The organism is Streptomyces graminofaciens, from assembly GCF_030294945.1.
Taxonomy (GTDB): Bacteria; Actinomycetota; Actinomycetes; order Streptomycetales; family Streptomycetaceae; genus Streptomyces; species Streptomyces graminofaciens.
On the sequence record NZ_AP018448.1, the window covers coordinates 1940624 to 1967258 of the forward strand.

Consider the following 26635-nt stretch of genomic DNA (forward strand, 5'->3'; position numbering starts at 1 on the left):
CCTGTGACGACTCATCTCTTGGAGAACAACGTGGGACAGCCGGTCCGCTCTGCGGCGTACCTGGATCCGGAATCATCCGTGGAAGCGAGGATCGAGGATCTGCTGTCACGGATGACCCTGCCGGAGAAGGTCGGGCAGCTGCTGATGCTCGACGCACAACACGGGGACCTGGCCGACATCGTGTCGGCCAAACTCGCCGGATCGGTCCTGCACGTGTCTCCCGACCTGATGCCGCAGGCCATGGAACTGGCCGGGCGGACACGGCTCGGCATTCCGTTGCTGACAGCCGACGACGGCATCCACGGCCACTCGTTCTGGCCGGGCGCCACCATCTTCCCGACACAGCTGGCCATGGCCTGCACGTGGGACCCCTCCTTGCTCCACCGGGTGGCACGCGCGGCCGCGACCGAGATCGCGGCGACCGGAATCCACGGGACGTTCTCCCCGGTGCTGTGCATCACCCGGGACCTGCGCTGGGGCCGGATCAACGAGACGTTCGGCGAGGACCCGTTCCTGATCGGTGAACTCGGGGCGGCAATGGTGCGCGGCTATCAGGGCGAGGGCCTCAGCGACCCGACCGCCGTGCTGGCGTACGCCAAGCACTTCGCGGGCTACTCCGAAACCATGGGCGGGCGCGACGCGAGCGAAGCCGATCTCAGCCCGCGCAAGCTGCGCTCGTGGTTCCTGCCCCCGTTCGAGCAGGCGGCCCGGGCCGGCTGCCGCGGCTTCATGCTCGGGTACCAGTCGATCGACGGCGTGCCCATCACCGCGAATCAGTGGCTGATCAACGATGTGCTCAAGGGCGAGTGGGGCTTCACCGGGACGCTGGTGACCGACTGGGACAACGTCGGCCGGATGGTCTACGACCAGCGAACCTGCGCCGACCACGTCGAGGCGGCGGCGGTCGCCGTCAACTCCGGGAACGACCTCATCATGGCCACGCCGGCGTTCTTCGAGGGCGCGCAGGAGGCGGTCGCCCGCGGCCTGGTCGAGGAGAAGCAGATCGATGACGCGGTGCGGCGGGTTCTGCGGCTGAAGTTCGAGCTGGGACTCTTCGAGGACCCCCGCACCCCCGACCCCGAACGGCAGGCGCAGGTGATCGGCTGCCGCACCCACGCCGACCTCAACCTCGAAACAGCCCGCCGTTCCCTGGTGTTGCTGCGCAACGAGGGCGTCCTGCCCCTCGAAGGCGGGCTGACCTCGGACGGAACCGGCCGCGCCGGGGGCCAGGGCACCCCGCGGACGATCGCGGTCATCGGCCCCAACGCCGACAGCCCGGAAGCCATGCTCGGCGACTGGGCGGGCGCCACCGGCCAGGTCCCGTGGATGCCCGAAGGCCATCCCCGCGAGACGGTGGAGACGGTGCTCGACGGCCTTCGCGCCGTCGCACCCGCCGACTGGACCGTCACGCACGCCCGCGGAGCCGACATCGCAAGCCCCGCCCATGCCCCCGAGTGGTCCACCGGGCCCGACGGCCAGCCATTGCCGCCCGTTTTCACCCCCGCCCCGGTCGACCAGGCGCAGCTTCGGGAGGCTGTCGCCGCAGCAGAGGCCGCCGACTACGCCGTCGTGGTCGTCGGGGACACCATCGCCCTCACGGGTGAGACGCGCTCGACGGCCACGCTCGACCTTCAAGGCAGCCAGATCGCTCTGCTGGACGCGGTCGCCGCCACCGGCACCCCTGTGATCGTCGTACTGGTCCAATCGAAGCCGAGCACCCTCCCGGAGTCGGCACTGAACGCGGCAGCACTCATCGAGGCGTTCAACCCGGGCATGCGCGGTGGCCGCGCGATCGCCGAACTCCTCCTCGGACTCGTCGAACCCAGCGGCCGGCTCCCGGTCTCCTTCGCCCGCCACGTCGGACAGCAACCGGTCTTCTACAACCAGGTGCGAGGCCAGCACGGGGAGCGCTACGCGGACCTCACCCAAGACCCCTTGTTCGCGTTCGGCGAGGGCCTCACCTACACCACCGTCACCTACTCCGACCTCGTCGTGCACGACCCGGACGTCCCCGCCGACGGCACCGTCGACGCCACGGTGCGCCTCACCAACAGCGGCAGCCGTCCGGCCCTGGAAACGGTCCAGGCGTACATCAGCGACCTGACCACCAGCGTCACCTGGGCCGAGCAGGAGCTGAAGGGTTTCACCCAGGTCGACATCGCTCCCGGCGAAAGCCTGGACGTCCGCCTCAGCGTCCCTGCCGCGCAGTGCTCACTCGTCACGGCCGACAACCGCCGCGTGGTCGAAGCAGGTGAGTTCATGCTCCGCGTCGGCCCCAGCTCACGGCGGGAGAACCAGCTGAGCGCGGGATTCCGCATCCGGACCTGAAGCCCTCAACCGGGCCTGAAGACCCCCGCCCCGTCGGCCCGCCGCCCCGCAAACCAGAGGGCCGGCGGGGCGGGACCCATCCGACCCGGCCGCTCTGACATACGGAAAGGCACGCGTGTGTCCACCACACCCCGCGATCCGCACCACCCGGTCGCGCACCTGCGCCCGCCCCGCAACTGGATCAACGACCCCAACGGGCTGGTCTTCCACGACGGCTACTACCACGTGTGCTACCAGTACAACCCGTCCGGAGCGACCCACGCGAACATGCACTGGGGCCACTTCCGCAGCCCCGACCTGCTGACCTGGGAGCCGCTGCCGATCGCCCTGTCCCCGAACCCCGATGGCGTGGACGCCGACGGCTGCTTCTCCGGCAACGCCGTCTCCGACGGCGACCGGCTGGTCGCCTTCTACTCCGCGCACCGCGAGGACCGCTCCTTCCAGCACCAGCCGGTCACCGCCGCCGTCTCTCGCGACGGCGGCCGCACCTTCACCCCGCGGGGCGAACTGCTCATCCCCGAGCTGCCCGAGGGCTGCACCATGTACCGCGACCCATACGTCTGGCAGGACGGCGACGGCTGGCGGATGCTGGTCGGCGCCGCCCTCGCGGACGGCCGCGCCGCCGCCCTTCTCTACGACTCACCCGACCTGGAGAACTGGACCTACCGGGGGCCCTTCGCGGCCCGCCGCCCGGAGCCCATCGGTGGTACCGACCTGTTCACCGGCGAGGGCTGGGAATGCCCCCAATACCTCCCGGCAGCCGACAAACCCGGCGCCCTCATCGTCAGCACCTGGACCGAACCCACCGGTCCGCAGAGGGTCGCGGCCCTGATCGGCGAAGAGCACGACGGCCAGGTCAAGGCCGGCCCCGCGGTACCTGCCGACCACGGCCCCGACTGCTACGCACCCGCCCTGCTGCGCGCACCTGGAAACCGGTGGCTGCTGTGGGGCTGGTCATGGGAAGCCCGCGACGAAGCCTGGGCCGTCGCGGACGGATGGGCCGGCGTCCTCACCCTGCCCCGCGAGATCCATGTCCACGACGACGGCACACTGCGCCAGCAGCCCGCCACCGAACTGCTCGCCCTGCGCGGCCGGCACGCCCTTCACGCCGTAGGCGCGACGGACGGCCCGCAGCCGGTGGACCTGGGCACCGTGGGTCGCGCCTTCGACCTGACGGCCCGTCTGGAGCCGACCGCCAACGCCGGCCTACGGCTGGTCACCACCCCGGACGGCACCGAGTACCTCGACATCCGTCTCGACGCCGACAGGGGTGAACTGGTCGTCGACCGTGACCACGCCTCACTGGACAGCAGAGCCCGCGGCGGCTCCCACCGGATGCCCTGCCCGGCAGACCGGCCCGTCGACCTGCGCGTGGTCGTCGACCACTCCATCGCCGAAATCTTCCTGATCACCACCGGCCAGGTCCTCACCCTGCGCTTCTACCCCACAGGGCAGAGCCCGTGGCTACTGCAGGCCCGCACCGCACCGGGCACGCGCCTCGGCTTCGCGGTCGACGCCTGGGAACTGCACCCGCTCGTGATCAAGGAGCCGAGCACCAGCGCCACGACGTCGGCGCCGACGTCGCCGTAGCACCGACTCCAACCGGTCGATCCCCCACCTCGGCAATGCGTCCCACCCCCTCTCCCAAGTACTGACCAAGCAGGTCCGAAGGAGGATCTTCCATGAGCTCATACGGTCTCGGACGACGCCAGTTCCTGGCCACCGCCGTCGGTGTCGCCGCCGCCTGGACCTCGGTTTCCGGGAACGCCATCGCCGCCCCGCAACTGAAGCAGACCGCACGCAGCAATTCCGTCCGTGTGTGGCTGACGGACGTATCGGCCGACAAGTGGGTCGCCGACCAGGACGACGTGCTGTTCAAGGCGAGGAGAACGGCCAACCCGCTGACGATCAAGATCGACGACAGCGTCAAGTACCAGAAGGTCCACGGCTTCGGCGCGGCCATGACCGACTCCGCCGCTTGGCTCATCGACAAGCTGTCCCCTGCCGAGCGGACCAAGCTGATGAAGAAGCTGTTCGATCCCTCGAAGGGAATCGGCCTCAGCCTGCTCCGCTCCCCGATGGGCGCCACGGACTTCAACGCGTCCGGAAGCTACTCCTACAACGACATACCCGTCGGCCAGGCAGACCCGACGCTGTCCAACTTCTCCATCCAGCATGACGTGCCGTACATCATTCCGGCCCTGCGGCAGGCCCTGTCACTCAACCCGTCCCTCAAGGTCATGGCCAACCCGTGGAGCCCACCAGGCTGGATGAAGACCTCCGACTCCATGATCGGAGGCACCCTCAAAAGCGAGTACGTCTCCGCGCTCGCCAACTACTTCGTCAAGTTCGTGGAAGCCTACGGCGAAGCCGGTGTGCCCATCTCCTACATCTCCCCGCAGAACGAACCCATGGGCACCCCCACCTGGCCCGGAATGTTCCTGTCCGCGTACCAGGAAGCCGAACTGATCCAGAAGATCGGCAAGGCATTCGAAGCCAACGGAATCTCCACGAAGATCCTTGCCTGGGACCACAACTGGGACGTGCCCTCGTACCCCGAGACGATCTTCAGCGACCCCGCAGCCTCCAAGTACACCGCGGGAACCGGATGGCACATCTACAGCGGCAACCCGACCTACCAGACGCTGGTCCACAACGACTACCCGAGCAAGGAAACCTTCATCACGGAAGCCACCGGAGGCGTCTGGCAGGACAGCGACCAGACGGCGTTCACCGAAGCACTGGGTACGTGGATCATCAACGGCACGCGCAACTGGGCCAACGGGGTGATGCTGTGGAACATCGCACTCGACCCCGATCGGGGCCCCCTCAACAGCGACACGGCCGGCATCCCCATGCTTCGGGGCTTGCTCACCATCGATCCGGCCGACGGGCGAGTGTCCTACAACGTGGACTACCACGCCCTTGCTCACGCCAGTAGGTTCGTCAAGCCCGGAGCGCGCCGGATCTACTCGAACACCTTCGGGGAAGGCAGCATAGAGAACGTCGCGTTCCAGAACCCGGACGGATCGAAGGTCCTGATCGCGCACAACTCGGGAAAGGCGGCGAAAGCCTTCAGCGTCGCGGACGGGACACACTCGTTCGACTACACCCTGAACGCCGGCGACGCCGTCACCTTCACGTACTCCGGACCCGCGCAGAGCGGCCGCGCCCCCGCAGCGACCAAGGTCTCGGACCCGACACGCGACTTCACCTTCAAGTCGGCATCCGGCCCGGTCACCGTCACGTACGACCCGGCACTGCTGCCCTACCAGAACTCCATCCGCACCGGAAACAAGCTGGTCACGTACTCCCTGCCGATCGGAGCTTCCGTCCAGACGACAGGAAGGGCACTGAGCCGTAGCAAATGGACCGCCACGGCTTCCGCGCAGCCGGACTGGGGTGTGGCCGCGAACGCGATCGACGGCGACATCGACACGAAGTGGAGTCTCGGGCACGGGCCGACGAGCGGCGACTGGTTCCAGATCGACCTGGGAAACCCCACGAGCTTCAACAAGATCGTCTTCGACACCGGCGTGAACAATTCGTTCGACTACGTCACGAAGTATCAGATCTACGTTTCGAACGACGGAGTCGATTGGGGCAGCGCGATTGCGAGCGGCAGCGGGGGCATCGGCAAGATAGCCGTCACGTTGCCGACCCGGACGGCACAGCACATTCGCATCGTCAGTACTGCGGCCTCCGGCTTCTGGTGGGCCATCGGCGACATCGAGGTGTACGGGTCCTCTCGTGGAACCGGCTCGATCACAGCTCCGACAGCGGTATCGAACGGCCTCCAACTGAAGACCTGGACCAGCAGGAAGGGGGAGCAGGTCACCGTAGTCTTCAACGGGACCACCGACCGCAAGAGCTTCAAGATGTCCACCGACGGGTCGTACACCTACACGTTGCCGGGCGGCACCTCGGCGATGTTCACGACCAAGAAGCTGTCGAGCTTCCCCTCGCCGACCTTCAGCGATCTGAAGCCGGAGCGAGGCATGCCGCGCTCCAAGTTCACGATTGGCGGTTCTGGTTTCGGCGATGCACAGGGGCTGGGCACGGTGCATTTCGGATCAAGCTATGCCGAAATAGACACCTGGTCGGACACGAGCATCAGCGCCTACGTTCCGAAGGGGCTGCCAGCGGGGAAGGTCAGGGTTTCCGTGAAGGGAGCCAGCGGAGCGGACGCGGGCGGATCGTCGTTCGACGTCATGGACCCCGGCTCCGCGCTGCCGCGCACAGGCTGGACCGCAACGGCCTCGGACGCAAGCCAGTGGGATGCACCCGGAAACATGCTCGACGGAAATCCCGACACTCGCTACAGCTCCGGGACAGGGCAGTACGACGGCCTGTGGATCCAAGTGGACATGGGGCAGACGCAGACCTTCGACAAGATCGTGCTGGACGTCGGCGCCAGCGTGAGCGACTTCGCGCGGAGCGCGGACGTGCACGTGTCCACGGATGGAACCGACTGGACCAAGGTCTCTTCCGTGGCGGACGGCCAGCGAGTCCACCTGATCTCCTTCCCGAAGCAAACAGCTCGCTACATCAAGGTCGTCAACACCGGAAATGTCGCGCGTAGCTGGTGGTCAGTCGCGGAGTTCAACGTCTACAACTGACCTCGGGCGGCGGTCTCCTCCACCGCCTGGTAAGCGGCGACCGTCACGGACGGCCGGCCCTTGCCCCGCAAAGGCCGGCATGCCGACGCCTGACGGTGAGGCTTGGCCACGGCATAGCCAGTGGCCTTGACTCTCCTCCGTACCGTCACTGTCCGCACCCGACCACCGAGCAACTCGAGGGCATCCCGCCGTCGGGGCAAGGGGACCGGCTCCTCGGCGCGTAGACCGCACGCTTCTCACCCTGGTGGTCGTTTGGAGCAGCTAGAGCTAGAGCGCAATGAGGGACGGGCGGACCGCAAGGCCGCCCCCCCCGTCGACGCATGCGGGAGTCGCGACTGCCGCTTTCGGCCCAGGCCGTTCGGTGGTCCGCAAGAGCACAATCAAGGCCAGCACCCACCACCAACGACTGCGGACGCTCGTCGTCACCGCTCCGTCCACGGTGAGGAACACTGCGGGGACTGCCCACGAGGGAGCCGTCTGTAAGGGCGGCGCAGCAGTAGCCGAGGATCCTTGCCGACGGTCTCTCCATGGGGGCCGTCATCAGCATCGACCCCGGCGCCCGACCGCTGCTGGTGGCCCCTTGGTCTACCGCGACCGGCCGGCATGCCGGTGCGTCCTGGCCGACATCCTGCGGCTCAGCGAGGACGACCTGGGACTGGTCTTGTAGGCATCCCATCCGACAGACATGCGGCACCTGGCACGCCGTCGGGGGCACGGCTCGTGATTCTCACCCCTCAGCACCGAGGAGGCCTGGCCTCGGTCGACACCGGCCGGCGTCGACAGGATGGGTCCAAGGCAGCCACTTCCGATTCCCTGCGTCCCATCAGCGTCCCGACATCCGCCCTCGTCCACCGATCAGACCGTCGGCTCCAGCCCTCGAGAGCAAACGCACGAGGCATGACCCCTGGTCAACGAAGCACCCAAGTGTGGGCGGGGCCGGTAGATCAGCCGGGCAGGGCGAAGCGTTCGTCGGACAGGTTCGGCAGTTTCGCGGGTCTCTTCGGCTTCAGACCCTCCATGCCGCCTTCACGCCAGGCCCGGCGCCACTGCTCCACCGAACGCTCGCTCAACCGAAGGTCCTTGGCGATATCCGAAGTCCTGTCACCCCGTGCGAACCTCTGCCCGGCCTCCAGCCGAATCCCCTCGCGTGCAGCCCGCCGCTCAGCAGCCAGGCCCCCACCATCCGCATACCGCATAACACCGGCATACCGCAGGGGCCACCCGACGTCACCACCCGAAGGCAACCCGAAAAGGTCAGTAACCGAGGAAGCTCAACCGGACCTGACGGTTGGGATTGTCCCTGTTCGTGTCCACCAACCTCCGTTAGGACAACCCCAGATTAACTGGGTCGCGCACGCGCGCCAGCGCCGGTGCCGCGGCCTTCCCCTCATGGGCCGGCCGCGGCGGCGGGAGCTGCAGTGAAGTGCACAGCGAGTCGGGCCGCGTCTGTCGTCGCAATAGCTTGCCCGACGTCCTCTCCGGACACCCGATCAGGAGTCGTAGCGCTTGGTCACCTCGATCGTCGTCCCCGCAAGCGCCGCTCCCACCAGCGTCTCGGCCCACTCAGCAAGCGGCAGCGGCTTCTCTCCCACAGTCTCGTCGGCGTCAGGTGCAGCGGGAAGGGCACAACTGATCACGGTGCTGCCCGTCGCGCTGCTGTGTTCTTCTTACTCTTCGTCGGGATCGTCTGGCTCCCAACGCCCGATCTCGACCTCCCTCGCGCACCAACGAAGCTGCTGCTCGGGACGCCCAGCCTTGCCCCGCACGGCGCTCCTGCTCTCGTAGTGAGAGATACCCCGCTCGGATCCGTGTCCGAGGGAAGGGCGGCGCGCTGCCCAGGCTGCCATGGGGCGCCGAGGACCAGGACGTGCCGTAGCCGGGGACAGGCGGAACCGACAGACAGGAGGACCCCGACCCCAGTCTCGCCGGATGGCCCCACATCCCGCCCACCTTTGCCGAATGCAAGAATGCGGCCCTTGGGTGGACAAGTGCATCGGCTCTGGGTGGGCACGAGCACTGTTGGAACGGGGGTAGCCATGGCGTTGGTTATGTGTCCACTGTGCAGCGACGACGAGGACATCGAGGTGATCCGCACGCTCGACGGCGGACGTCGTCTCGTGAAGCACCGGTGCGGCTACGAATGGGAGCACAAGGAGCCCACCGTCCCGCAGAGGAGCCCGCTCCGCACCTTCGACGACCTCAAGGCCCGTTTCCCGAAACCCGAGGACGTCGATCTCGAGCAGTTGGAGCGCGTGGCCCGGCTGAAGGAGCAGTACCTCGCCGTCAAACCGGACTTCGACCCCGACGTGGCGGCCTACTGGTCGAAGTACCAGCAGATCTTCTCCCCCGACGGGTTGTGGGCATGCGATCCCAGAGTCCTCAAGGACTTCGCCAACTCCGAGGTCGGAGCCCGCCCCGGCAATCAAGCCACCTTCAACTCCGCGTGGAACGACATGGGCGACGCCGCGGCCGTGGAGTCGACCCGCCAGACGATCGAGTACCTCCTGCACGAACCTGACGACGTGCCACTCGAAGACCGGCTCCAGCACCTGCTGTCCGGCACCAAGCCGTTCGCCATGACCGGTTTCAAGGAGGCCCTCCTCACGAGGGTTCTCTGCGTGATGTACCCCGACCGGTTCCTGACGATCCTCAAGTACACGACGGAGGCGGGCGGCAAGCGCGAGATCGCGCGAATGGTCTACGGATTGGAACTGCCGGCACCCGAGTCGGTGAACTGGACCCTCGGCTGGCTCATCCTCTGGAGCAACGACCTCCTGCACGACCTCGTCGGCCAGGGCTTCGCCAACCAGCAGCACGCCGCCGCGTTCCTGTGGTGGGCCAAGGATCAGGTCGGGGGGCTTCAGTAGCGTGCGCCCCTCTGCAGGGAAGGTGCGGATCAGGCGGTGAGGCGCGGGGAGGGACCGAGGACGGGCCCCACCGGCCGTCTCCGGACGGTGAGTACACGGTTCGTCCTCATCTGAGCAGCGGTACAAGATCACCGCTTCTGGCACCTGACCACTCGGTCGCACATCGGACGGACGAGAAGCGGGAGCAACGTCATGGACCCACGCGGCGGGAATTACGGACAGCAGGCACGCCCCTTCGCGCCCAGGGCCGTGATCGACGGCGTGGCACTCACCGAGGCGCAGGAGCAACTGGCATGGGCAGTCCTCGGAGCTGTGTTGGTGGCTGGCTTGCTGCCGTACAGCATCGAGGCGGCCGCGGACGGGGAGGAGACCGGAGGGGCCCTGGTGCCGGAGGGCCACGGCGCGCTGAGGGTGGTGTGGCAGCAGGACCCGGCGGCCGCTCGCCACCTGCCCGTAGGGCTGCGCGATGCTCAGCAGGCTGCCATGAACCAGGCGTTGCGCACGATCTTGTCCGCCCATCGGTTCTGGATCGCCGACGGCCCGCTGGGCGAGGCTCCCCTCATCCTCGGGCTCACCCGCCCCGACGGGTGAGCCCGAGGCGGCTATGATCAGCGCGGTTGTGGTGGGTAGGCGGTGGTGCCGGCGGTCGCCAGGACGCGGCTGCTGCTGGGGGAGCAGGTGGTCATTGCGCGGCGAACCCGGTACAAGCGATGTAGCGCTGTGAGCCGTCTCCGACGGACCAGGCCACGGTGTAGGTGCCTGGTGGGTAGTGGGCGACGGCTCCGGGAAAGTCTCCGGGCCAGACCACGGTGGCCGGAGTGTCGGAGTGCACGGTGGTGCGTGCCAGGCGTGAGGTGCCGTCGGGCATGTAGACGCGGGCCAGGACGGGCATCTCGGTCTGCACGGGCTCGATGTTGCCGTACTTGTTGCGCAGGGTGAGTTCCACTGCGTCTCCGGCCCGGACGTCGCCGGGGGCGACGTACTGCCACGCCCCGTCGGCTTCTGCTTCCTTCCGGGGCGCGCAGTCGAGCTGGTCCGGCAGGTAAGTAAACGGCGGGGGCTGCAGCGGGGAGGGGAACGTCGGCGACGGCGCGTGGGTTTCCTCGGAAGCGACGGCGGGCGTAGCTGGGGAGGGCGTCGGCGACGCAGTGTCGCGGGACTCTCCGCTGCGGACTGGCTGCGCCGCAGGCGGGGCGCTGCGGGCCTTCTTCTGGCTGCTGGGCAGCGCCGTTTCCTGGCCCTGCTCGGGTGTGGACGCTGATGATGCGGCGATTGCTCCGCCGACACCGCCCACAACAGCCGCGACAGCAACGACCGCGGCCAGTAGCTTGACGCGGCGGCCCCGGCCAGCGGTGGGCCAGGCGGCGTCGTCCTCGGGCGGCAGGTCCCACTGGGCGCTCACCAGATCGGCAACCAGTGTCGGCTGCTTCTGATCGCGCGGGGTGGCGGCTGTGGCCTGCGCGGCGAGCAGCGCCGTACAGGCGTCGCGGAGTTCGGCGGCGGTCGGCCGGGCGTCGGCTTCCTTGGCGAGTGCCTGCACCACCAGCGGCAGCAGAGACTCGGGGATGCCTTCAAGGTCGGGCTCGGCGGAGAGAACGCGGAAGGCCACGGCTTCGGGGGCGCCGATGCCGAAGGGGAGGCGGCCGGTGGCGGCGTAGGCGATCAAGGCGCCCCAGGCGAATATGTCCCCTGCGGGGCCTACCTCACCTGTGCGGTAGTGCTCCGGACTGATCCAGCCGGGGGTGCCGGTCATCACCCCGGTGCGGGTCACTGAGGTGCCGTCCAGGAGGTGAGCGATGCCGAAGTCCAGCAACCGGGGGCCGACCGGGGCGAGGATGACGTTCTGGGGTTTCACATCCCGGTGGATGATGCCCGCCTCGTGCACTGCGGCGAGCGCGGCCGCGGTTCCGGCTGCCAGCGCGTACAGATGGGCCCCGTCCAGGGCACCGCCCGCGGCCAGGTGCTGGTCGAGGGTGGGGCCGGGCACAAACGGAGTGGCCAGCCACGGAACGGTGCCGTCGGTGTCGGCATCGTGCACGGGCACCAGACAGGGTCCTGTCACCCGCTGGGAGAGTCGCACCTCCCGGCGGAAACGGGCCCGAAACTCCTCGTCTGCCGCCTGCGCGGGGTGGACGACCTTAACCGCTACCTGCAGCCCTGAAGAGTCGAGCGCGGCATACACGGAGCCCATGCCGCCTGTCCCGAGCCTCCCGACGACGCGGTAGGGGCCTATGCGACGAGGATCGCCCGGGTGCACCGGCTGGACACGGCTGGACACAAAGGCTCCTCAGACATGATCAGCGGCACGTATCGGCCGGGCGGGTGCTGCATGCTATCGAGCGATCCCGCCCCTACGTCTTGCACGCCCGAAGTTCAGCAGGCACCCGGGCCGCGTCCACGTCGTGCAGAACGGCACCGTCCACCCCACGCGAGTGCTGCACCTGCCGGACGCCGAAGTCGCCGCGTGGGCCAGCGACCAGGAGACCGAGACGCGCTGTCCCCTGCCGCACCGAAGCGGACGGCCGATTGTCGGACCCCCTCCGTACCCTTGGCGCTCAGCCGCTTGGGCTACGGCCCGTGCTGGGCCTTGGATCACGAGAAGCAGGACTGCACAGTGACATCGATCTACCTCTCATCCGACAACCCCCGGTGGACACCGAAGACCGAGGCCGACCTACAGGCCGCCGTCGACGGCGGCCTATTCGAGGAGAACCATCACCTGGACCTGAAGAAGGCCCCGAACAGCAAGGGCGACAACAAGGAACTGGCGCGCGACCTGTCCTCGTTCGCCGTTGACGGCGGCACCCTGATCATCGGCGTGCAGGAGAACAAGGAGAGCCGCGCCTTCGACCTCGCCCCCCAGCCCCTGAACGGGCTGCCGGAGAAGATCGAGCAGGTGGCCCGGACCATCCCCGACCCGCCACTGAACATTCTCACCGAGGAGATCAAGGCGGCGGCCGACGACGGGACCGGCTACCTCATCGTCCACATCCCGGCCAGCCCCGTCGCACCGCACATGGTCGACCACAGGTACTTCAGCCGCGGTGACAAGACGAAGTACCAGATGGGCAACGCCGAGGTCGTCGCCCTGCACACAAGGCGACGCAACACTGAAGCTGACATCCTCGCCCTGCTGCGCAAGGAGATGAACGAAGACCCGCTGCGCGACGTCGGAGCCCAGTCCCACCTCTTCCTGGTGGCCCAGCCCGCAGCCGGACGACGGGACATGTGCCTGCCCATCATCGGCGCCCAGGACTGGAACCTCCGCCTGCGCACACTGATCAACCGCGTCCAGGAAAACCAGAAACTCCGGGCGGCGCTCTCGGACCAGGGTTTCAGCCCCGACCTCAGCCACGCCCACCAAGGACACCGACGCGCCAGAGGAGTGGCTCTCAGCTCCTCAAGTCTCAAGTCCGACTGCCACCTACGCCGCAGGTGGCAACTGGGGCGATGAACACGCGATCGAGGTTCAACTCTTCGAGGATGGCGGACTACGGCTGTTCATGACCCGTCTCTCCGACAGCCTTCACGACCGGTATGCGCCTGAAGAAGACTCGGAGCAGGTCCTCTTCGATGCCGGCGCCGTCATCCTCACCCGGCACTTGCTGGAGCTGATCCGCCTCGTCTCCGAAGACGTGGGCTACCACGGAAACTGGGCGGTGGCAGTCGGAGCCAGCCGACTCCGCGGCCGTCGCAGGTACGCCGGACAGTCGCACTTCCCCAGCAACCACAGGTACAGCGCCGACACTTACGAGGAGAGCACCGGCGCCACCCTGGCCGAACTGCGTGAAGCTCCAGGCACGGTGACCCGCAGGCTCCTCAGCCCCCTGCTCCGCTCACTGGACTCCGAAACGCTGTTCGCGAAGGCCCTGACCGACGAAGGATGGGCTTCGGCTTCATGAGACGCCACGGGCCTCCGGGGATCAGCCCAGGACCGCGCGCACCCGATCGGCGTCCATGTCGTCACCGGCGGCACCACCCACCACACGCAGGTGCTGGACCTTGCCAGCCGCGAAGCCGCGGCATGGGCCACCACCATCGCGGCCCGGGAAGGACTGGCCCAGGCCGGAGATGCCTTCAGCTCGAAGCCGAATTACTCTGACGCGATTTCGTCCGTTAGCGTCACCACATCTCCACATCGGGGGCCACCGCCAACATGTCCGTGCACCACCTGACGGAAGCACAACTCGATCGGCAACAATGCGCGCTGCTTGCCATGATCGGCACGCAGCAGGCGGCCGATCCAGACGGCCAGTGGCCTATGTGGGACTGGGTGGACCACAAGGCCAAGTCTTTCGGAATGGAGGACCCGCGGGGGTGTGCTCGACTCGCTTCCGCGTATTGGGTCTTCCGGATCGCTGGGACTTTCCTACGGCTTCACCACGGCGGTCCCCCGCATCCTTGCGGCGGACACCCGGATCGCGCTGACGGTCGCGGCGGCTTGGGCACTGGAAGAGGCACGGAGCGACCTGGGGGATCCTTTCCTGCGGGTGCTCCATCACATGATCACGCTGTGGCGAAGCGCCCCGCGTTCGCCGAACGAGGTTACCCGGGTCACCCTCACCTCCGGAGACCTCCAGGGGGCGTTCCCACACATGCGTGCCCGCATCATCCGCCTGGTCCCTGAGCACTTCTCCCGCGAGCCACTCCTGTCCACTTCGTACAGCAAGCAGCAGGACGGTACCTGGACGATGGACGTCCCACGGGATGTCAGGCGCTACGAGCACACCACCGACCTGCTCGGCTATGTGAGCGAGGCTTGCAGGCAGGTGCACCAAGTCCTCCAGGAGGCCGACAGGGAACTCTTCGCCGGGCGTCCGACCCCCACGCCGCCGCTTGATGCGGTGCTGCACCTCGGCGCGTCCCGCACGGCCCTGCTGAAGTGGCTCTGGCACCAGAAACAGGAACCACCTCGCGGGTAGCCCAGACGTTCACCTCACCGACGAGGGAGTCGTCGCTGTACGACATCTGAAGGACCTCCAGAGGGACCGCGCCGCCCGGCTTCGCCACACGATGGACGCCTACTTGCGGTGGCTGTACGACACAGCAGGTGACCAGACACCCATCAACCCGGCCCTGTTCCTCGCGACGCCCGGCTCGTACTTCGCCGGAGCCGAGATCTCCGCCACCGAACTGCACCAAGCGCTCTCCTACCTGGCAGAGCACAAGCTGATCGAACACATCGACACCGACCCCGCCACGGTCGCTATCACACCCTAAGGCGTCAGCTGCGCCCTGGCAGGAGGAAGCGTGCAAGACCACGTCAATCAGCCGAGCCCCGGCGACAACATCACCTTCCATATTGGCGAGAACACCGGCAACATCGCCGCGAACAGTCGCGACTTCACCATGAACGCCACGACCAACAAGGACGGGATCGACCCCGCGGCGGTGGTCATGCTCGCCCGTGCCCTGCGCCAGGCCGCACCGGTACTGGACCTGCCGGAGGACGACGCCATCGAGTTCACTCAGCTCGCCACGCGTATCGAAACCGAGGCCGCCAACGGATCTCCCGACCCCGGAAGGCTCCAGCGCTGGGGAGCCTCGGTCATCGGCATCCTCAACTCGCCTGTCGTCAGCGGTGCGCTGGGAAGCGTGCTCGCCGCATACACAGGAACGGTGCTACCGGGCCTGCCTCCCGCCTGAGACCGCGTCTTACGAATCACGCGGCGGACCCCGAGGGAAGATCTTCCGACGCTGTTGATTAATTCCGGGGTCCTACACGTCCTTCGCTCCGTCGATCATCTGGTCGGCGGAGCAGGATCCCTTACCGCCGTGCGTCCCGCTCTGCGCCCAGGTTGCTCTCTGGGCATCCGGAGCAGCGTCGTACGGCGTCCAGCCGAAGGCGTCCGTGAGGGCGACGATCCGGCGCCATTGGGCCCCAGGGAGAAGACGGCCGCAGCTTCCCACTCTCGTCTGGCATCCGCATCGGCCCCATGATTACGTCAGGCGCTGGGCTGTGCGGAAGTGCATGAAGGGTCCAAGGTAGCGCACCGTCGACCATCTGCCGGTGGCACTACCCTTCCGGTTGCCCGCTGCGGCCCTCCAGCTGGCCGGGGACCGGCAACGCGTCGCGGGCGACCGCCCACTCCGCGTCGCTCATCTCGGACGAACACCTCGGCCGCCTGTACGGCCGGTCCCCGGCGTTCCCGAACCGGTGAGCGAGACAATCACACTCCAGAGAAGCCGAGTTGGACGATATCGGCGCCGACACGGAAGACTGCAACCTCGAACTCACGCCCACCAAGATCGGTATAGCAGCGGCTTCTAATTCTCGTTCAGGTGGTCGGTGATCAGTTTGGTAAGGGCCTCGGGAGCTTCATCGGGGACCCAGTGACTGATGCCTTGCAGGGCGTGGAACGAGTAGGGGCCGCTCACCCATCTCTTTGTGGCGTGAGCTGCAGTGGAGCCGAGTGCGACGTCCTCGGTGCCCCAGACGTAGAGCGTCGGGACCTGGATCTTCCCGACCGCGGCGTCGGGCCGGTCAGTGCGGTAGTAGTTGAGGGCCGCGCTCAGCGCACCAGGTTCGGACAGGCGCTGTACATATGTGTCCACGTGACGGTCGGGAACCTTGCCCTGGTAGAGGGAACGCAGGAGGGCGCCGTCGTCCGCCAGGAAGCGGGCCTCTGTGCTGGGGCTCCGCCAGTCCTGCTGGTACTGCAAGCGACGGCACTGGTCGTCGTCGGCGCGTTGCGCCTCGCCCAACGCACTGGGATGCGGCGTCGACACGGCGGTGAGCGTGCGCAGTCGATCGGCGTGCCGGGCCGCGGTCCACCAGGCGATCGCAGCGCCCCAGTCGTGCCCGACGAGGTCAAAGAGGTCCCAGGCGAGTGCGTCGGCCACCGCCAGGACGTCCCCGACCAGTTCGCCCACCCCGTACGCATCGGCACGCATGGGCCGCACACCAGGCGAATAGCCGCGGGTGTCAGGTGCGACTGCGCGGTAGCCCTGGTCACCCAGCGCGGCCAGCTGCTCCTCCCAGACGATGGCCGTCTGAGGAAAGCCGTGCAGGAGCAGGACGGGACGGCCGTCGGCGGGTCCTGCCGCGATGGCGTCGAAGGTGCCTGACGCCGACGGTATCTGAAGGTGTTCTGTCATGACGCATCCTTTCGGGAAGGCGGCGCCCCAAGGGGCGCCATGCCCAGGGGTGCTGTCGGCGTCGGCTGAATCGTGACCCACTTTGGGCGGTTGAAATCTGACCCGGTTGGTGTCGGTGGGTGGTTCAGTCGTTGTCGGGTGTGTCGGTGGGGACGCGTCCGAGTTCGCGTCCTCGCATGCGGTAGGAGTCGCCTTTGAGGGAGTGGACCTCGGCGTGGTGGACCAGGCGGTCGATCATGGCGGCGGCCACGGTCTCGTCGCCGAAAACCTCTCCCCAGCGTCCGAAGGGTTTGTTGCTGGTGACGATCACGGATGCGCGTTCATATCTGTTCGAGATGAGCTGGAAGAACAGGTTGGCGGCCTCCGCTTCGAAGGGGATGTAGCCGACCTCGTCGACCACGATCAGCGGATAGCGGCCGAGCCTGGTGAGCTCGGCCGACAGGCGGCCGGTCTCGTGGGCGGCGGCGAGCTTGTCGACCCATTCGGCGGCGGTGGCGAAGGCGACGCGGTGTCCGGCCTGGCAGGCCCGCACTGCCAGGCCGATCGCAAGGTGGGTCTTGCCGGTGCCGGGCGGGCCCAGGAAGACGACGTTCTCCTTGCCCGCGATGAAGTCCAACGTGCCCAGATGCGCCAGCTGTTGGCGCGTCATGCCGCGCAGATGGGTGACGTCGAGCTCCTCAACCGTCTTGATCGCGGGGAACCGGGCGGCGCGTACTCGTGCCTCGCCGCCGTGCGATTCGCGGGCGGAGACCTCGCGCTGGAGGCAGGCGACCAGGTATTCGGCGTGAGTCCAGGACTCCTTCCGGGCCCGTTCAGCGAGCCGGTCGGCGGCGGCTAGGAGAGCCGGGGCCTTCATGGCCCGGGCCAGGAAGGCCAGGTCGGAGGCGGTCTGCTGTCCGGTCCTGCGACCTGTTGCCGTGTCGGCGGGTGCGGCAGCGTCGGTGGTGGTGGAGGTGCGGGCCATCAGCCGGCCTCCTTGCCTTCGCCGCCGTCGATGACGGTGAACAGCCGGTCGTAAGAGCCCAGCTCGCGCTGTTCGACCTCGATGAGCGGGCTGGAGGCGGAGCCGACGGCGTGGATCTGACCGGTGGGCCGGCGACGTGCTTCCTGGCGCATCGCCTGTCCGGCCTCGCCGTGCTCGGGATCGGTGAGGGTCTGGTGGCGGGCCCAGCAGCGGGCATGCTGGGCGACGATCTCGCCGCCGGAGGTGAGCACAACGACCTGCTCGTTGTCGGTCAGCACGGTGACCTGGTGACCGATCGCGGCGGGGTCGACGGAGTAGTCGCATGTGTCGACGCGGACATAGTGGTCCCGGCCCAGCCGGGCAGAAAACCGCCACCAGGTGGGCGGGTCGACCGCGGGCAGGGTGAGCATCTGGGCTCGGTCCGCTGCCCACCGGTCGGCCGGACGGGCCGAGAGGGTGCGGTGGAGACGCCGGTTGGCGACCTTCAGCCAGGTCTGCAGCTGGGTGTTGAAATCGTCCGGTCCGCTGAAGTGCCGTCCGGGCAGGAACGAGGTCTCCAGATAGCCGTTGGCCCGTTCCACCAGCCCTTTCGCCTCCGGATCCCTGGGGCGGCACAAGTAGATCTTCGTGGCGAGCAGGCCCGCGAACGCGGCGAACTCGCTTGTCGGGCGGCCTCGGCCGACGCCCGCCTCGTTGTCCCAGACCAGCGTCCTGGGAACGGCACCCCACTCGGTCAGCAGCCGCCAGTGCCCGTCGATCAGGTCGCCGGTCCTGCGGGAGGGCAGCATCCGGGCGGTGATCACTCGGGAGTAACCGGACACCATCACCAGCACCGGCGGGCGTCCGCTCTGCCCATAGCCAAGGGGGATGTCCGCCTCGGGGAACCACAGATCGCACTGGGCCAGCTCGCCTGGCCGATAGACCGTGCGCGAGACCGGATCAACCGGAACGTAGGCCGGCCGCAGTTCGCGGATCCGGTCTTTGAGGATGGTCATGCCTCTCTCCCAGCCGATCCGCTCGGCGATCACCGTCGCGGGCATCGTCGGGGTCTCCCGCAGCAGTTCCCGGATCTGCACCTCGACCGCGTCGACGGCCGAGCCCTTGGCCGGCCGCTGGTACTGCGGCGGCCGGTCGCTGGCCAGGGCCCGCTTGACGGTGTTCTTCGAAATGCCCAGATGCCGTGCGATCGCCCTGATCGGCATCTGCTCGGCCCGGTGCAGCCGGCGGATCTCTGCCCAGTCCTCCACGAGGATCACCTTCCCTCCTGACCTTGATCACCAAGGCCAGAGTCAGACGAAGATCACCAAGTGGGTCACTTTTGATCCGCCGTCAGAGGGTCCGCGTTCGGCCGTCGTCGAGAGGTGCTCCGGTACGGGGCGCCTGGTCGTTTTCCCAAGGCCCCGGATTCCATCGTCAAGCGTCCATGGCCGTAACCAATACTTGGAGCAACTCGGCGAGTTGCGGACTCTCCTCTGCGTTCAGAGCCGACAGCATTCCTGCCTGCGTCGCGAGGCCGGCCTCAAGCGCCTCGTCAATCACACGCATGCCCTCGTCGGTCATTGTCACCCTGAGGGCCCGGCGGTCATGCGGATCGGGTGAACGGCGCAGCAGGCCTGCCCGTTCCAACCTGTCGAGCCGACCCGTCATACCACCGGTCGTCATCTTGACGGCCGCGCACAGCTGGCGGGGCGCGAGTGTGTACGGCGCGCCCGAACAGCGCAGCGCGGCAAGTACCTCCACGTCACCGAGAGACAGTCCGAAAGGCGCGTACGCCGCGCCCAGCCGGTCTTCCGCTACGCGCGACAACCGGAAAACGAGCTCGAAGACACTACTTGGAAGTGTTTTGGAACTGGCTGAGGTCATCGGAAAACCCGTCGTTGCCATTGGGTGAAGGCCTCCACAGGATCGCCGTCCCTGCCCCAGGGCCACGAGGTGACGATGCCGTCGAGCTTGACGAACACACGTCCGGCATCCTGCAGGCGGTCCGCCTTGGCGAGCGCGTACGCGAGCAAGTTGAGGTCGGCGAGTGCGGCCGCAGTGCCCAGGAAGCCCGGACTCAGCAATTCCTCCAACGATCGGTCCAGAGTCCGCACCGCATCCGGTTGGGACCAGTAGCGAGAGGCCTCCAACTGTGACACCAGTCCGACCTGTCCGAGACGCCGGTGGTAGAGCAGCACACCGGCCGTGAGTGGCAGGGAAATCGCCGGAGCATCCGAAGGCATCTCCGCTCTCATGCTGTCCACGAACGCGAGGAGGTCCGTCAGCGATCCCTGCTCCGCCGGAGAGAGGTAACCGAGCGCCTCGAGGCACGCGGCCCGATTCCAGGGGTCACGCGACCTGACCTCCGACCATGTCGGCAGCAGGGCAGAACGCGGCTGCCCGTCAAGGCGGAGCAGCCCGAGCCTGATCACCCACGGCATGGGGTCGTACGGCCGTAGACCGGCTGCCAGAGTGCAGAGGTCCAATGTTCCCCGCACATCGATCAGCGAAGCACCCGCAGACCAGCTCGGGTCGGCTGCAGCGCGGCGCAGCCAGGTCCACTGAGACCACGCCCGTAGAACCAGAGCATCGGGGTCCCGAGGCCGCCGGTCATGCCAGTGACGCGCCACGGAGAAGGCCGGGCCGGAAAGAACGCTGAGTCGATGGGCCCGCCGGTCCCAGTCCTCACCGGTCTCCCGCAGCAATTGCTGCACGGAGAGGAGGTCCGTGTCAGGTTGACCTATCATCCTCGACGTCGTGAGTCGGGCACGAAGCCTGCCGAGCGGAACGTCGTCCAACTCCGGCGCCAACCGCGGTCTGTCCAATCCTCTACGCCTGCGTATTCTCAACGGTCTCCCCCTGTGAGAGCGCCCCGCTCTCCTCTTGCGCATTCTGGCGGCGGTCGTGTTCCCGCCGGAAGATCAGCGCTTGCGCCGGCCTGTCCCGTCCGCGAGCTGCGGTGGCACCGCGAACGGGTCCACGCACCGAGATCGGCGAGAGGCAGGGACATCCCTGCCTCTCGGTAGCCTCAGCGTCGGAAGCTTTCCGGTGCGACAGGACCACCCCGAAGCCGACCGCCGACCACCGGCGTAGCTCCTGCCGCCGTACCAGCTTGGTCAGCGCTACGCGCGCTACGCGGACAGCCGTCACCTCCTGCTCGTCTCAGCGTCCGACCAGGGGCCGTCGCGCCGCATGCACGGGACCGTCCAAGCTGGTCAGTGGCAGTCCACTGCCACGTCTGCGGAGCGCCACGATCTCGGCGACGATGGACAAGGCGGCCTCCTCCGGCCCCCGGCCACCCAGATCGAGGCCGATCGGCGAACGCAGCCTGGCAAGCTCGTCCTCCGTCACACCCGCCTCGCGCAGGCGCACGAGCCGGTCCTCGTGGGTACGGCGGCTACCCAGCGCTCCGATGTAGCCCGCTGGGCTGCGCAGAGCCGTCCGGAGCAGCGGCACGTCGAACTTGGCGTCGTGTGTGAGGACGCACACCACAGTGCTCGCGTCGACACGCTCGCCCTGGCTGTCGAACCACCGGTGAGGCCAGTCCACGACGACGTCATGGGCTTCCGGAAAACGCTCCTTCGTGGCGAAGACGGGGCGTGCGTCGCACACCGTCACCCGGTACCCGAGGAGCGCTCCGAAAGCGACCAGGGGCCGGGCGAACTCTGCGGCTCCGAACACCAGCATCCGTGGCGGCGGGGCCAGCGACTGCACCAGAAGCTCGGTCGCCGGTGCACAGTGCGGATCACCGGATTCCTGATCCCCACCGACACGGACGCTGCCGCTTGCTCCTCGGGCCAGCAGCCCCTCGGCCGCGTGAACGGCCGCACGGTCGAGCTCGGCCGCTCCCAGTGTTCCGCTGATTCCCCGCAGGCCGACCGCCATGGCGGCGCCTGGCCGGACACCGCCGTCGAGCACGGTGACAAGCGCGACGGGCAGTCCTTCCGCCGCGTCGGCCGCGACTCTGGCCGCCGGCACGTCGCCGGACGCCTCGCGCACGAAGACGTCGATCGTCCCTCCGCACGTCAGTCCCACCGAGAAAGCGTCGTCGTCACTGACCCCGTAGCGCTGCCGGGCGGGCGGGCCGCCCGCCAGCACGTCGTGTGCCAGTTCGCAGACGGCGGCCTCCACGCATCCTCCGGACACGCTGCCCACGACCCGGCCGCTGTCGCTGATGAGCATCGAGGAGCCGGCAGGATGCGGGGCGGAACCCCAGGCGTTTACGACGCTGGCCATCGCGAAACGGACACCGTCCCGCTGCCAGATGGCTGCCTCTTCCAGAACGTGCCGCATGGGAATCACCTCGTTTCGTACCCGCCCGCCGCAACCCGGCAGGTTGGCGCAACGGACCTAGTGATGGATCCTGCCGATCGTCAGCAGGTGGTGCCCAGACGGTCCGCCAGCCAGTCGGCCATCCGCAGCCGCGGCTCCGGGCCGAGGTTGTGGCAGCAGTGGTCGCCTTCCGGCTCGATGTCGATCTCCAACTGGGCGTTCACGGCGTGCTCGACCAGCACGTCGATCTCGGAGTCGGGTATCTCGTCGAGGGAGCCGTGCAGCACGTAGGTCGGAACCTTCAGCTGGTGCAGCACCGGCCGGGAGTCGAGGTTCTTGCACACGAACTCGCGTGCCTCGTCCATGGTCTTCATCGCGCTCACGTACTGCCAGCTTGCCTTGGTCATCGGTGTCTCGGTGTCCCACCCGTCCATGTCGACGAACCCGCCCCAGGACACGCAGGCGACAAAACGGGGATCCAGGCTGGCACTGCGCAGCGCGTAATAGCCTCCGAGGCTACGGCCGAGTACGGCAATGCGTGTCGAGTCGATCCGAGGGTCGGCCACGAGAGCGTCCACCACCTTCGAGGTGTACCGCTCGTAGTCGCCTCGCAGCGGAGTCTCGGGGAACATCTCGCCCTGGCCGGGACCGTCGAAGGTCGCGATCGCCATGCCTCGCTCCAGCAGGAGTTCCTCGAAGCGGAAACTCTCCTCCTTCGTCGACTCCAGTCCGCCGAGAAGCACGACGCACGGCTGGGGGGATTCGGCGCCCCGAGGGACACGGATGTAGCCGGGGATGGACGTGTCGTCGATGGGCAGGTCGAACCGCTCCGCCGGCGGGTCCAGCAGGGGCGCCGCGCGGCGGTACAGTTCCGCCTTCCGCTCCTGCCCGCGCTGTCGCCGCTCGTCGAACCACAGGAACTGGCCGTACTGCGCGGCCAGCGATCCCGTCAGGAGCAGTTCGGCCGCCGTGCGGCGATGTCCCGCGAGGAGGGCGGCGTCAGCCAGCTGCTCGTAGCGGTCGGCAGTGGCCATCCAGTGGTCGAACCACGACACGTCGCCGCTCCTGTCGCGAGCTGCGACCAGGTCCGCGTACGGAATCCCGTCGAGGAGAAGACGCCCCCAGTTGAGCATCTCCTGTTCCGGCGTGGGGTTGGTGACAAGCTCTGCCACGAGGGTGTCCTTCCGCCTGCCTGCCTCCCGAGGCGGGGCTCAGGTGTGCAGGCCGTGTAGACCGTGCTCGTCGGTGGCACGGCGCTGCGCCAGTATCAGAGCTGCGTCGTCACGGGCGATCCTGCAATTGCCTGACAACTTGGCCGCGAGCTGTCCGGATTCCGAAAAGGCCCACTCCGCCGTCACTTCCGATAATCGAGTCATCCCATATCGCAGGAGGAGCGCCTTCCATGAGTCTGTCGAACACCTCGAGCATGGATCCGCAGCCCCGGCGTCATGTCGGCGCCCGCACACCACGCCGCGAGGACTCGCGCCTGCTGCGGGGCCAAGGCGCGTTCGTGGACGACATCGACATCACGGGCCAGCTGTTCATGCGGGTCGTGCGCGCCTCCGTCGCGCACGCCCGGATCACCTCGATCGACGCGTCGGCAGCGCGCATCCTTCCCGGAGTGCACCTGGTGCTCACCGGGGAGGATGTGCGGGAGCTGGGCCCGGTGCGGCTGGAGGAGCTGGGCTACCACGACCTGTTCCCCCACCTCGAGGAGTACAGTCATCCGGTCCTGCCCACCGACAGGGTCCTCTACGTGGGTCAGCCGGTGGCCGCGGTCATCGCCGAGGACCCGTACCTGGCCGAGGACGCGGCCGAGCTCGTCGAGGTCGACTACGAGGAGCTGCCCGTGGTGCTCGACCCGGTGGAAGCCGTAAGCGGTGGTGCGTCCCTCCATGCGCTGGGGAACGAGCCGGCTTCCTTCGTCAAGGAGTACGGGCAGGTCGAGCGGGCCTTCGCCGAGGCGGCCCATGTGGTGCGCGGTGAGTTCCGGATCGGGCGGCACAGCGGCATCCCGATGGAGACGCGCGGGTTTGTCGTCGAGCCCGTGCCGGGGCGTGACCAGCTGTGGGTGTGGGGGGCGGTCCACGTGCACGACTGCCGTCGCATCATGGCCCGTATGCTCGGGATGCCGCTGACGAGCATCCGGATGCGGCACACCGACATCGGGGGCAACTTCGGCGTCCGCGGTGGCGTCTTTGCCGAGCACCTTCTCGTCGCCCACGCCGCACGCAAGCTGGGCCGTCCTGTGAAGTGGATCGAGGACCGCGTCGAGCACATGGTGGCGATCGCACATGCCCGCGAGCAGGTGCACCGGATGGAGGGCGCGTTCGACGCCGAAGGGCGCCTGCTGGCGCTGCGCGACGAGATCTGGCACAACCACGGCGCCTTTCTGCGTCAGGCTGAGCCGCTGGTCAGTGACATCACCGCGGGCATGGTCGTGGGTCCGTACCGCATCCCTGCCTACCGGGCGGAACTGCATGCCGTGATCACCAACAAGACACCCCTGGCCGCCTACCGTGCGCCGGGACGGTACGAGGGCACTTTCGCGCGCGAGCGACTGTTCGACCTGGCTGCACAAGAGATCGGGATCGACCCTGTCGAACTGCGGTTGAGGAATGTGCTCACTGCCTCCGACCTGCCCTGGGAACCGGGGCTTGAGATCGCCTTCGAGCCCTATCTGTTCAACTCCGGGGATGTCCTCGACCACATGCGCAAGGCGCTCGACGCGGCTGACTACGGGGCGTGGCGGGAGGAGGCCCGTCGGCTCAGAGAGGAGGGACGGATCGTCGGCAACGGGATCGGCCTCCTCATGGACAAGGCGGGCCTCGGCCTGTACGAAACCGCCGACGTGGAGGTCGACGGCACGGGGCGGGTCCGGGTCCTGACGGGAGCGTCCTCGGTGGGCCAGGGCATCGAGACGGTGCTGGCCCAGATCGTGGCCGACGAGCTCGGCGTCGACCCGCAGGACATCGACGTCATGCACGGCGACACGGATCTGGTGCCCGACGGGGTCGGCTCCTGGTCCAGCCGTTCCACGGTCCTCGCCGGAGGCGCGGCTCGCGCCGCGGCCCAGAAAGCCCTGGCCAAGGCTGTGCGCGTGGCTGGCCGGCTGTTGGAGGTGGACACCACGGAGCTTCAGGCGACGAGCGGCAGGATCGAGGTCGTCGGCAAGCCGGACCAGTACCTCACGCTCGCCCAGATCGCAGAGCGCTGGGACGGCTGGAGTGCCCGCGCCGTCGGAGACGAACCCGGTTTGCATGCCTCGGCGGTCTACCTCGACGAGCACATGAATTACCCGTACGGCATCACCCTCGTCCAGCTGGAGATCGACCCGACGACCGGTGGGCATACCATTCGCCGGTTCTTCGTGAGTACCGAAGCGGGAAAGATGATCAATCCGCTCACCACTGAGGGGCAGATCATCGGTGCTGCGGCTCAGGGCATCGGCGGCGCGCTGTTCGAGGAGTTCCAGTACGACGAACAGGGGCAGCCGCTGTCGACCTCGTTCATGGACTACCTGCTGCCTGGAGCCGGAGAGGTGCCGTCCGTGCAGTTCTTCGTCACGGAGGACGCCCCCACTCCGGACAACCCGCTGGGCGCCAAGGGTCTCGGAGAGGTGGGGCTGATCGCGGTGGGAGCCGCAGTGGCCGGGGCCATCGACGACGCGCTGGGCGGCGAGTTCCGCGTGCGGCGCATCCCGGTCCACCCGCAGGACCTGTTCGAGCTCAGCCGTGAAGCCGGTGAGCGGTGAACGGCGAGGTGCCGGGGCTCTGGGAAGGAGACCTCCCGAGGGACGTCTCCGACGTGGTGGCGCATGACCCGAGGGTGGTCACCGTCTGGTCCGACATCGGCTGTCCCTGGGCCTCGCTGGCTGTGCATGTGCTTCGTTCCAGGGCGGTCGACGTGGGCGTGCCGCTCTTCATCGACCACCGCGCATTCCCACTGGAGCTGTTCAACCAGCGCCCGACACCGAAACCGGTCCTCGACATGGAGATCGTCGCGATCGCGGGCCTCGTCCCCGAAGTCGGCTGGCGGCTGTGGCAGGAGCCTGAGGCGGCCTATGCCGTCACCACCCTCCCGGCCATGGCCGCGGTCCAGGCGGCCAAAGACCCCGGAGTGGGAGGATTGCGCGCGAGCGACGAACTGGACGCGGCGCTCCGCGAGGCGTTCTACCGGGAGAACCGGTGCATCAGCGTCCACGCCGAGATACTGGCCGCGGCTGACCGGTGTCCCTCTGTCGACCTTGCGGCGCTTGAACGGGCCTTGAAGCAGGGTGCGGGCCAGCGGGCCGTTTTCGAGCACTGGAGGACCGCCCAAGGCCCTTCTGTGCAAGGCAGTCCCCACCTCTTTGTGCAACACCGGTATTCCGCGCACAATCCTGGGGTCGACTACCACTGGACGGGGCGGCCGGGACACGGTTTTCCACGGTTCGAGCGCTACGACCCGGGCTGGGCGGACGACGTACTGGGACTCGTCGCTGCCGGGCCGCAGGTCGACTGAACAAC

At 67.9% G+C, this 26635-nt stretch carries 20 protein-coding genes and 1 pseudogene; 12 read left to right on the forward strand and 9 right to left on the reverse strand.

Annotated elements, in window-relative coordinates; all coding sequences use genetic code 11:
- The first annotated feature begins 30 nt into the window (after positions 1–30).
- The 3 genes from SGFS_RS08500 (at position 31) to SGFS_RS08510 (ending at position 6947) form a co-directional block, all read left to right on the forward strand.
- On the forward strand, positions 31–2328 hold the full coding sequence (locus tag SGFS_RS08500; RefSeq protein WP_286259856.1) for a glycoside hydrolase family 3 N-terminal domain-containing protein: 2298 nt from the start codon (positions 31–33) through the stop codon (positions 2326–2328).
- Positions 2329–2445: 117 nt separating this feature from the next.
- The gene (locus SGFS_RS08505) at positions 2446–3918 is read left to right on the forward strand and encodes a glycoside hydrolase family 32 protein (RefSeq protein WP_286249071.1); all 1473 of its coding nucleotides are present in this window, start codon (positions 2446–2448) and stop codon (positions 3916–3918) included.
- Between the two features lie 92 nt (positions 3919–4010).
- Positions 4011–6947 (forward strand): discoidin domain-containing protein, encoded by a 2937-nt coding sequence (locus SGFS_RS08510; protein WP_286249074.1) that lies wholly within the window; start codon positions 4011–4013, stop codon positions 6945–6947.
- A 956-nt stretch (positions 6948–7903) separates the two neighbouring features.
- On the opposite strand, the pseudogene SGFS_RS08515 reads toward SGFS_RS08510, so the two are convergent.
- Positions 7904–8143, reverse strand: a pseudogene (locus SGFS_RS08515) (helix-turn-helix domain-containing protein); the annotation flags it as partial.
- A gap of 840 nt (positions 8144–8983) precedes the next feature.
- Between SGFS_RS08515 and SGFS_RS08520 the strand changes: the two are divergent.
- Together SGFS_RS08520 and SGFS_RS08525 are read left to right on the forward strand one after the other, a co-directional pair.
- On the forward strand, positions 8984–9814 hold the full coding sequence (locus SGFS_RS08520; protein ID WP_286249078.1) for a hypothetical protein: 831 nt from the start codon (positions 8984–8986) through the stop codon (positions 9812–9814).
- 192 nt (positions 9815–10006) lie between these two features.
- Entirely contained in the window at positions 10007–10405 is a 399-nt protein-coding gene (locus tag SGFS_RS08525; RefSeq protein ID WP_286249081.1) for a hypothetical protein, read from the forward strand.
- A 91-nt stretch (positions 10406–10496) separates the two neighbouring features.
- On the opposite strand, the gene SGFS_RS08530 is transcribed toward SGFS_RS08525, so the two are convergent.
- Entirely contained in the window at positions 10497–12092 is a 1596-nt protein-coding gene (locus tag SGFS_RS08530; protein ID WP_286249083.1) for a protein kinase domain-containing protein, read from the reverse strand.
- A gap of 336 nt (positions 12093–12428) precedes the next feature.
- Between SGFS_RS08530 and SGFS_RS08535 the strand changes: the two genes are divergently transcribed.
- From SGFS_RS08535 to SGFS_RS08555, 5 genes are all read left to right on the forward strand, one after another.
- Positions 12429–13268, forward strand: coding sequence for an AlbA family DNA-binding domain-containing protein (locus SGFS_RS08535; RefSeq protein ID WP_286249085.1), 840 nt, complete (start codon positions 12429–12431; stop codon positions 13266–13268).
- A 49-nt stretch (positions 13269–13317) separates the two neighbouring features.
- Positions 13318–13716 carry a hypothetical protein gene (locus tag SGFS_RS08540; RefSeq protein ID WP_286249086.1) on the forward strand — a complete coding sequence of 133 codons (399 nt, stop codon included), beginning with the start codon at positions 13318–13320 and terminating at the stop codon, positions 13714–13716.
- A gap of 417 nt (positions 13717–14133) precedes the next feature.
- A complete protein-coding gene (locus SGFS_RS08545) occupies positions 14134–14736 on the forward strand; it encodes a hypothetical protein (RefSeq protein WP_286249087.1) in 603 nt (200 codons plus the stop codon).
- 91 nt (positions 14737–14827) lie between these two features.
- On the forward strand, positions 14828–15034 hold the full coding sequence (locus SGFS_RS08550) for a hypothetical protein (RefSeq protein WP_286249088.1): 207 nt from the start codon (positions 14828–14830) through the stop codon (positions 15032–15034).
- 30 nt (positions 15035–15064) lie between these two features.
- Positions 15065–15460 carry a hypothetical protein gene (locus SGFS_RS08555; RefSeq protein WP_286249090.1) on the forward strand — a complete coding sequence of 132 codons (396 nt, stop codon included), beginning with the start codon at positions 15065–15067 and terminating at the stop codon, positions 15458–15460.
- A 621-nt stretch (positions 15461–16081) separates the two neighbouring features.
- On the opposite strand, the gene SGFS_RS08560 is transcribed toward SGFS_RS08555, so the two are convergent.
- The 7 genes from SGFS_RS08560 to SGFS_RS08590 all read right to left on the reverse strand — a co-directional run bounded on the left by SGFS_RS08560 (position 16082) and on the right by SGFS_RS08590 (position 23299).
- Positions 16082–16912 (reverse strand): alpha/beta fold hydrolase, encoded by an 831-nt coding sequence (locus SGFS_RS08560; RefSeq protein ID WP_286249091.1) that lies wholly within the window; start codon positions 16910–16912, stop codon positions 16082–16084.
- 124 nt (positions 16913–17036) lie between these two features.
- Positions 17037–17876, reverse strand: coding sequence for an IS21-like element helper ATPase IstB (istB, locus tag SGFS_RS08565; protein WP_286249093.1), 840 nt, complete (start codon positions 17874–17876; stop codon positions 17037–17039).
- Entirely contained in the window at positions 17876–19132 is a 1257-nt protein-coding gene (gene istA / locus SGFS_RS08570; protein WP_286249095.1) for an IS21 family transposase, read from the reverse strand. Before istA ends, istB begins: the two co-directional genes overlap by 1 nt.
- A 157-nt stretch (positions 19133–19289) precedes the next feature.
- Positions 19290–19760 (reverse strand): MarR family winged helix-turn-helix transcriptional regulator, encoded by a 471-nt coding sequence (locus SGFS_RS08575; RefSeq protein WP_286249097.1) that lies wholly within the window; start codon positions 19758–19760, stop codon positions 19290–19292.
- Positions 19736–20569: a hypothetical protein gene (locus SGFS_RS08580; protein WP_286249098.1), complete on the reverse strand. Its 834-nt coding sequence runs from the start codon at positions 20567–20569 to the stop codon at positions 19736–19738. Before SGFS_RS08580 ends, SGFS_RS08575 begins: the two co-directional genes overlap by 25 nt.
- Positions 20570–21017: 448 nt before the next feature.
- Positions 21018–22148 carry an XdhC family protein gene (locus SGFS_RS08585; RefSeq protein WP_286249100.1) on the reverse strand — a complete coding sequence of 377 codons (1131 nt, stop codon included), beginning with the start codon at positions 22146–22148 and terminating at the stop codon, positions 21018–21020.
- Positions 22149–22228: 80 nt separating this feature from the next.
- On the reverse strand, positions 22229–23299 hold the full coding sequence (locus tag SGFS_RS08590) for an alpha/beta hydrolase family protein (RefSeq protein WP_286249102.1): 1071 nt from the start codon (positions 23297–23299) through the stop codon (positions 22229–22231).
- A gap of 230 nt (positions 23300–23529) precedes the next feature.
- Between SGFS_RS08590 and SGFS_RS08595 the strand changes: the two genes are divergently transcribed.
- Both SGFS_RS08595 and SGFS_RS08600 read left to right on the forward strand, forming a co-directional pair.
- Positions 23530–25881, forward strand: a complete 2352-nt coding sequence (locus SGFS_RS08595) for a xanthine dehydrogenase family protein molybdopterin-binding subunit (RefSeq protein WP_286249105.1) — start codon at positions 23530–23532, stop codon at positions 25879–25881.
- Complete coding sequence (locus SGFS_RS08600) at positions 25878–26630, forward strand: DsbA family oxidoreductase (RefSeq protein ID WP_286249107.1); 753 nt, start codon at positions 25878–25880, stop codon at positions 26628–26630. Before SGFS_RS08595 ends, SGFS_RS08600 begins: the two co-directional genes overlap by 4 nt.
- Positions 26631–26635 lie beyond the last annotated feature (5 nt).

What these genes read in the sequence shown, in the direction of transcription:
- SGFS_RS08510 (WP_286249074.1), top strand. Translation starts at nt 4,011, where the DNA reads ATGAGCTCATACGGTCTCGGACGACGCCAGTTCCTGGCCACCGCCGTC.
- SGFS_RS08520 (WP_286249078.1), top strand. Translation starts at nt 8,984, where the DNA reads ATGGCGTTGGTTATGTGTCCACTGTGCAGCGACGACGAGGACATCGAG.
- SGFS_RS08525 (WP_286249081.1), top strand. Translation starts at nt 10,007, where the DNA reads ATGGACCCACGCGGCGGGAATTACGGACAGCAGGCACGCCCCTTCGCG.
- SGFS_RS08540 (WP_286249086.1), top strand. Translation starts at nt 13,318, where the DNA reads ATGACCCGTCTCTCCGACAGCCTTCACGACCGGTATGCGCCTGAAGAA.
- SGFS_RS08550 (WP_286249088.1), top strand. Translation starts at nt 14,828, where the DNA reads ATGGACGCCTACTTGCGGTGGCTGTACGACACAGCAGGTGACCAGACA.
- SGFS_RS08560 (WP_286249091.1), bottom strand. Translation starts at nt 16,912, where the DNA reads ATGACAGAACACCTTCAGATACCGTCGGCGTCAGGCACCTTCGACGCC.
- istB (WP_286249093.1), bottom strand. Translation starts at nt 17,876, where the DNA reads ATGGCCCGCACCTCCACCACCACCGACGCTGCCGCACCCGCCGACACG.
- SGFS_RS08575 (WP_286249097.1), bottom strand. Translation starts at nt 19,760, where the DNA reads ATGGCAACGACGGGTTTTCCGATGACCTCAGCCAGTTCCAAAACACTT.
- SGFS_RS08585 (WP_286249100.1), bottom strand. Translation starts at nt 22,148, where the DNA reads ATGCGGCACGTTCTGGAAGAGGCAGCCATCTGGCAGCGGGACGGTGTC.
- SGFS_RS08595 (WP_286249105.1), top strand. Translation starts at nt 23,530, where the DNA reads ATGAGTCTGTCGAACACCTCGAGCATGGATCCGCAGCCCCGGCGTCAT.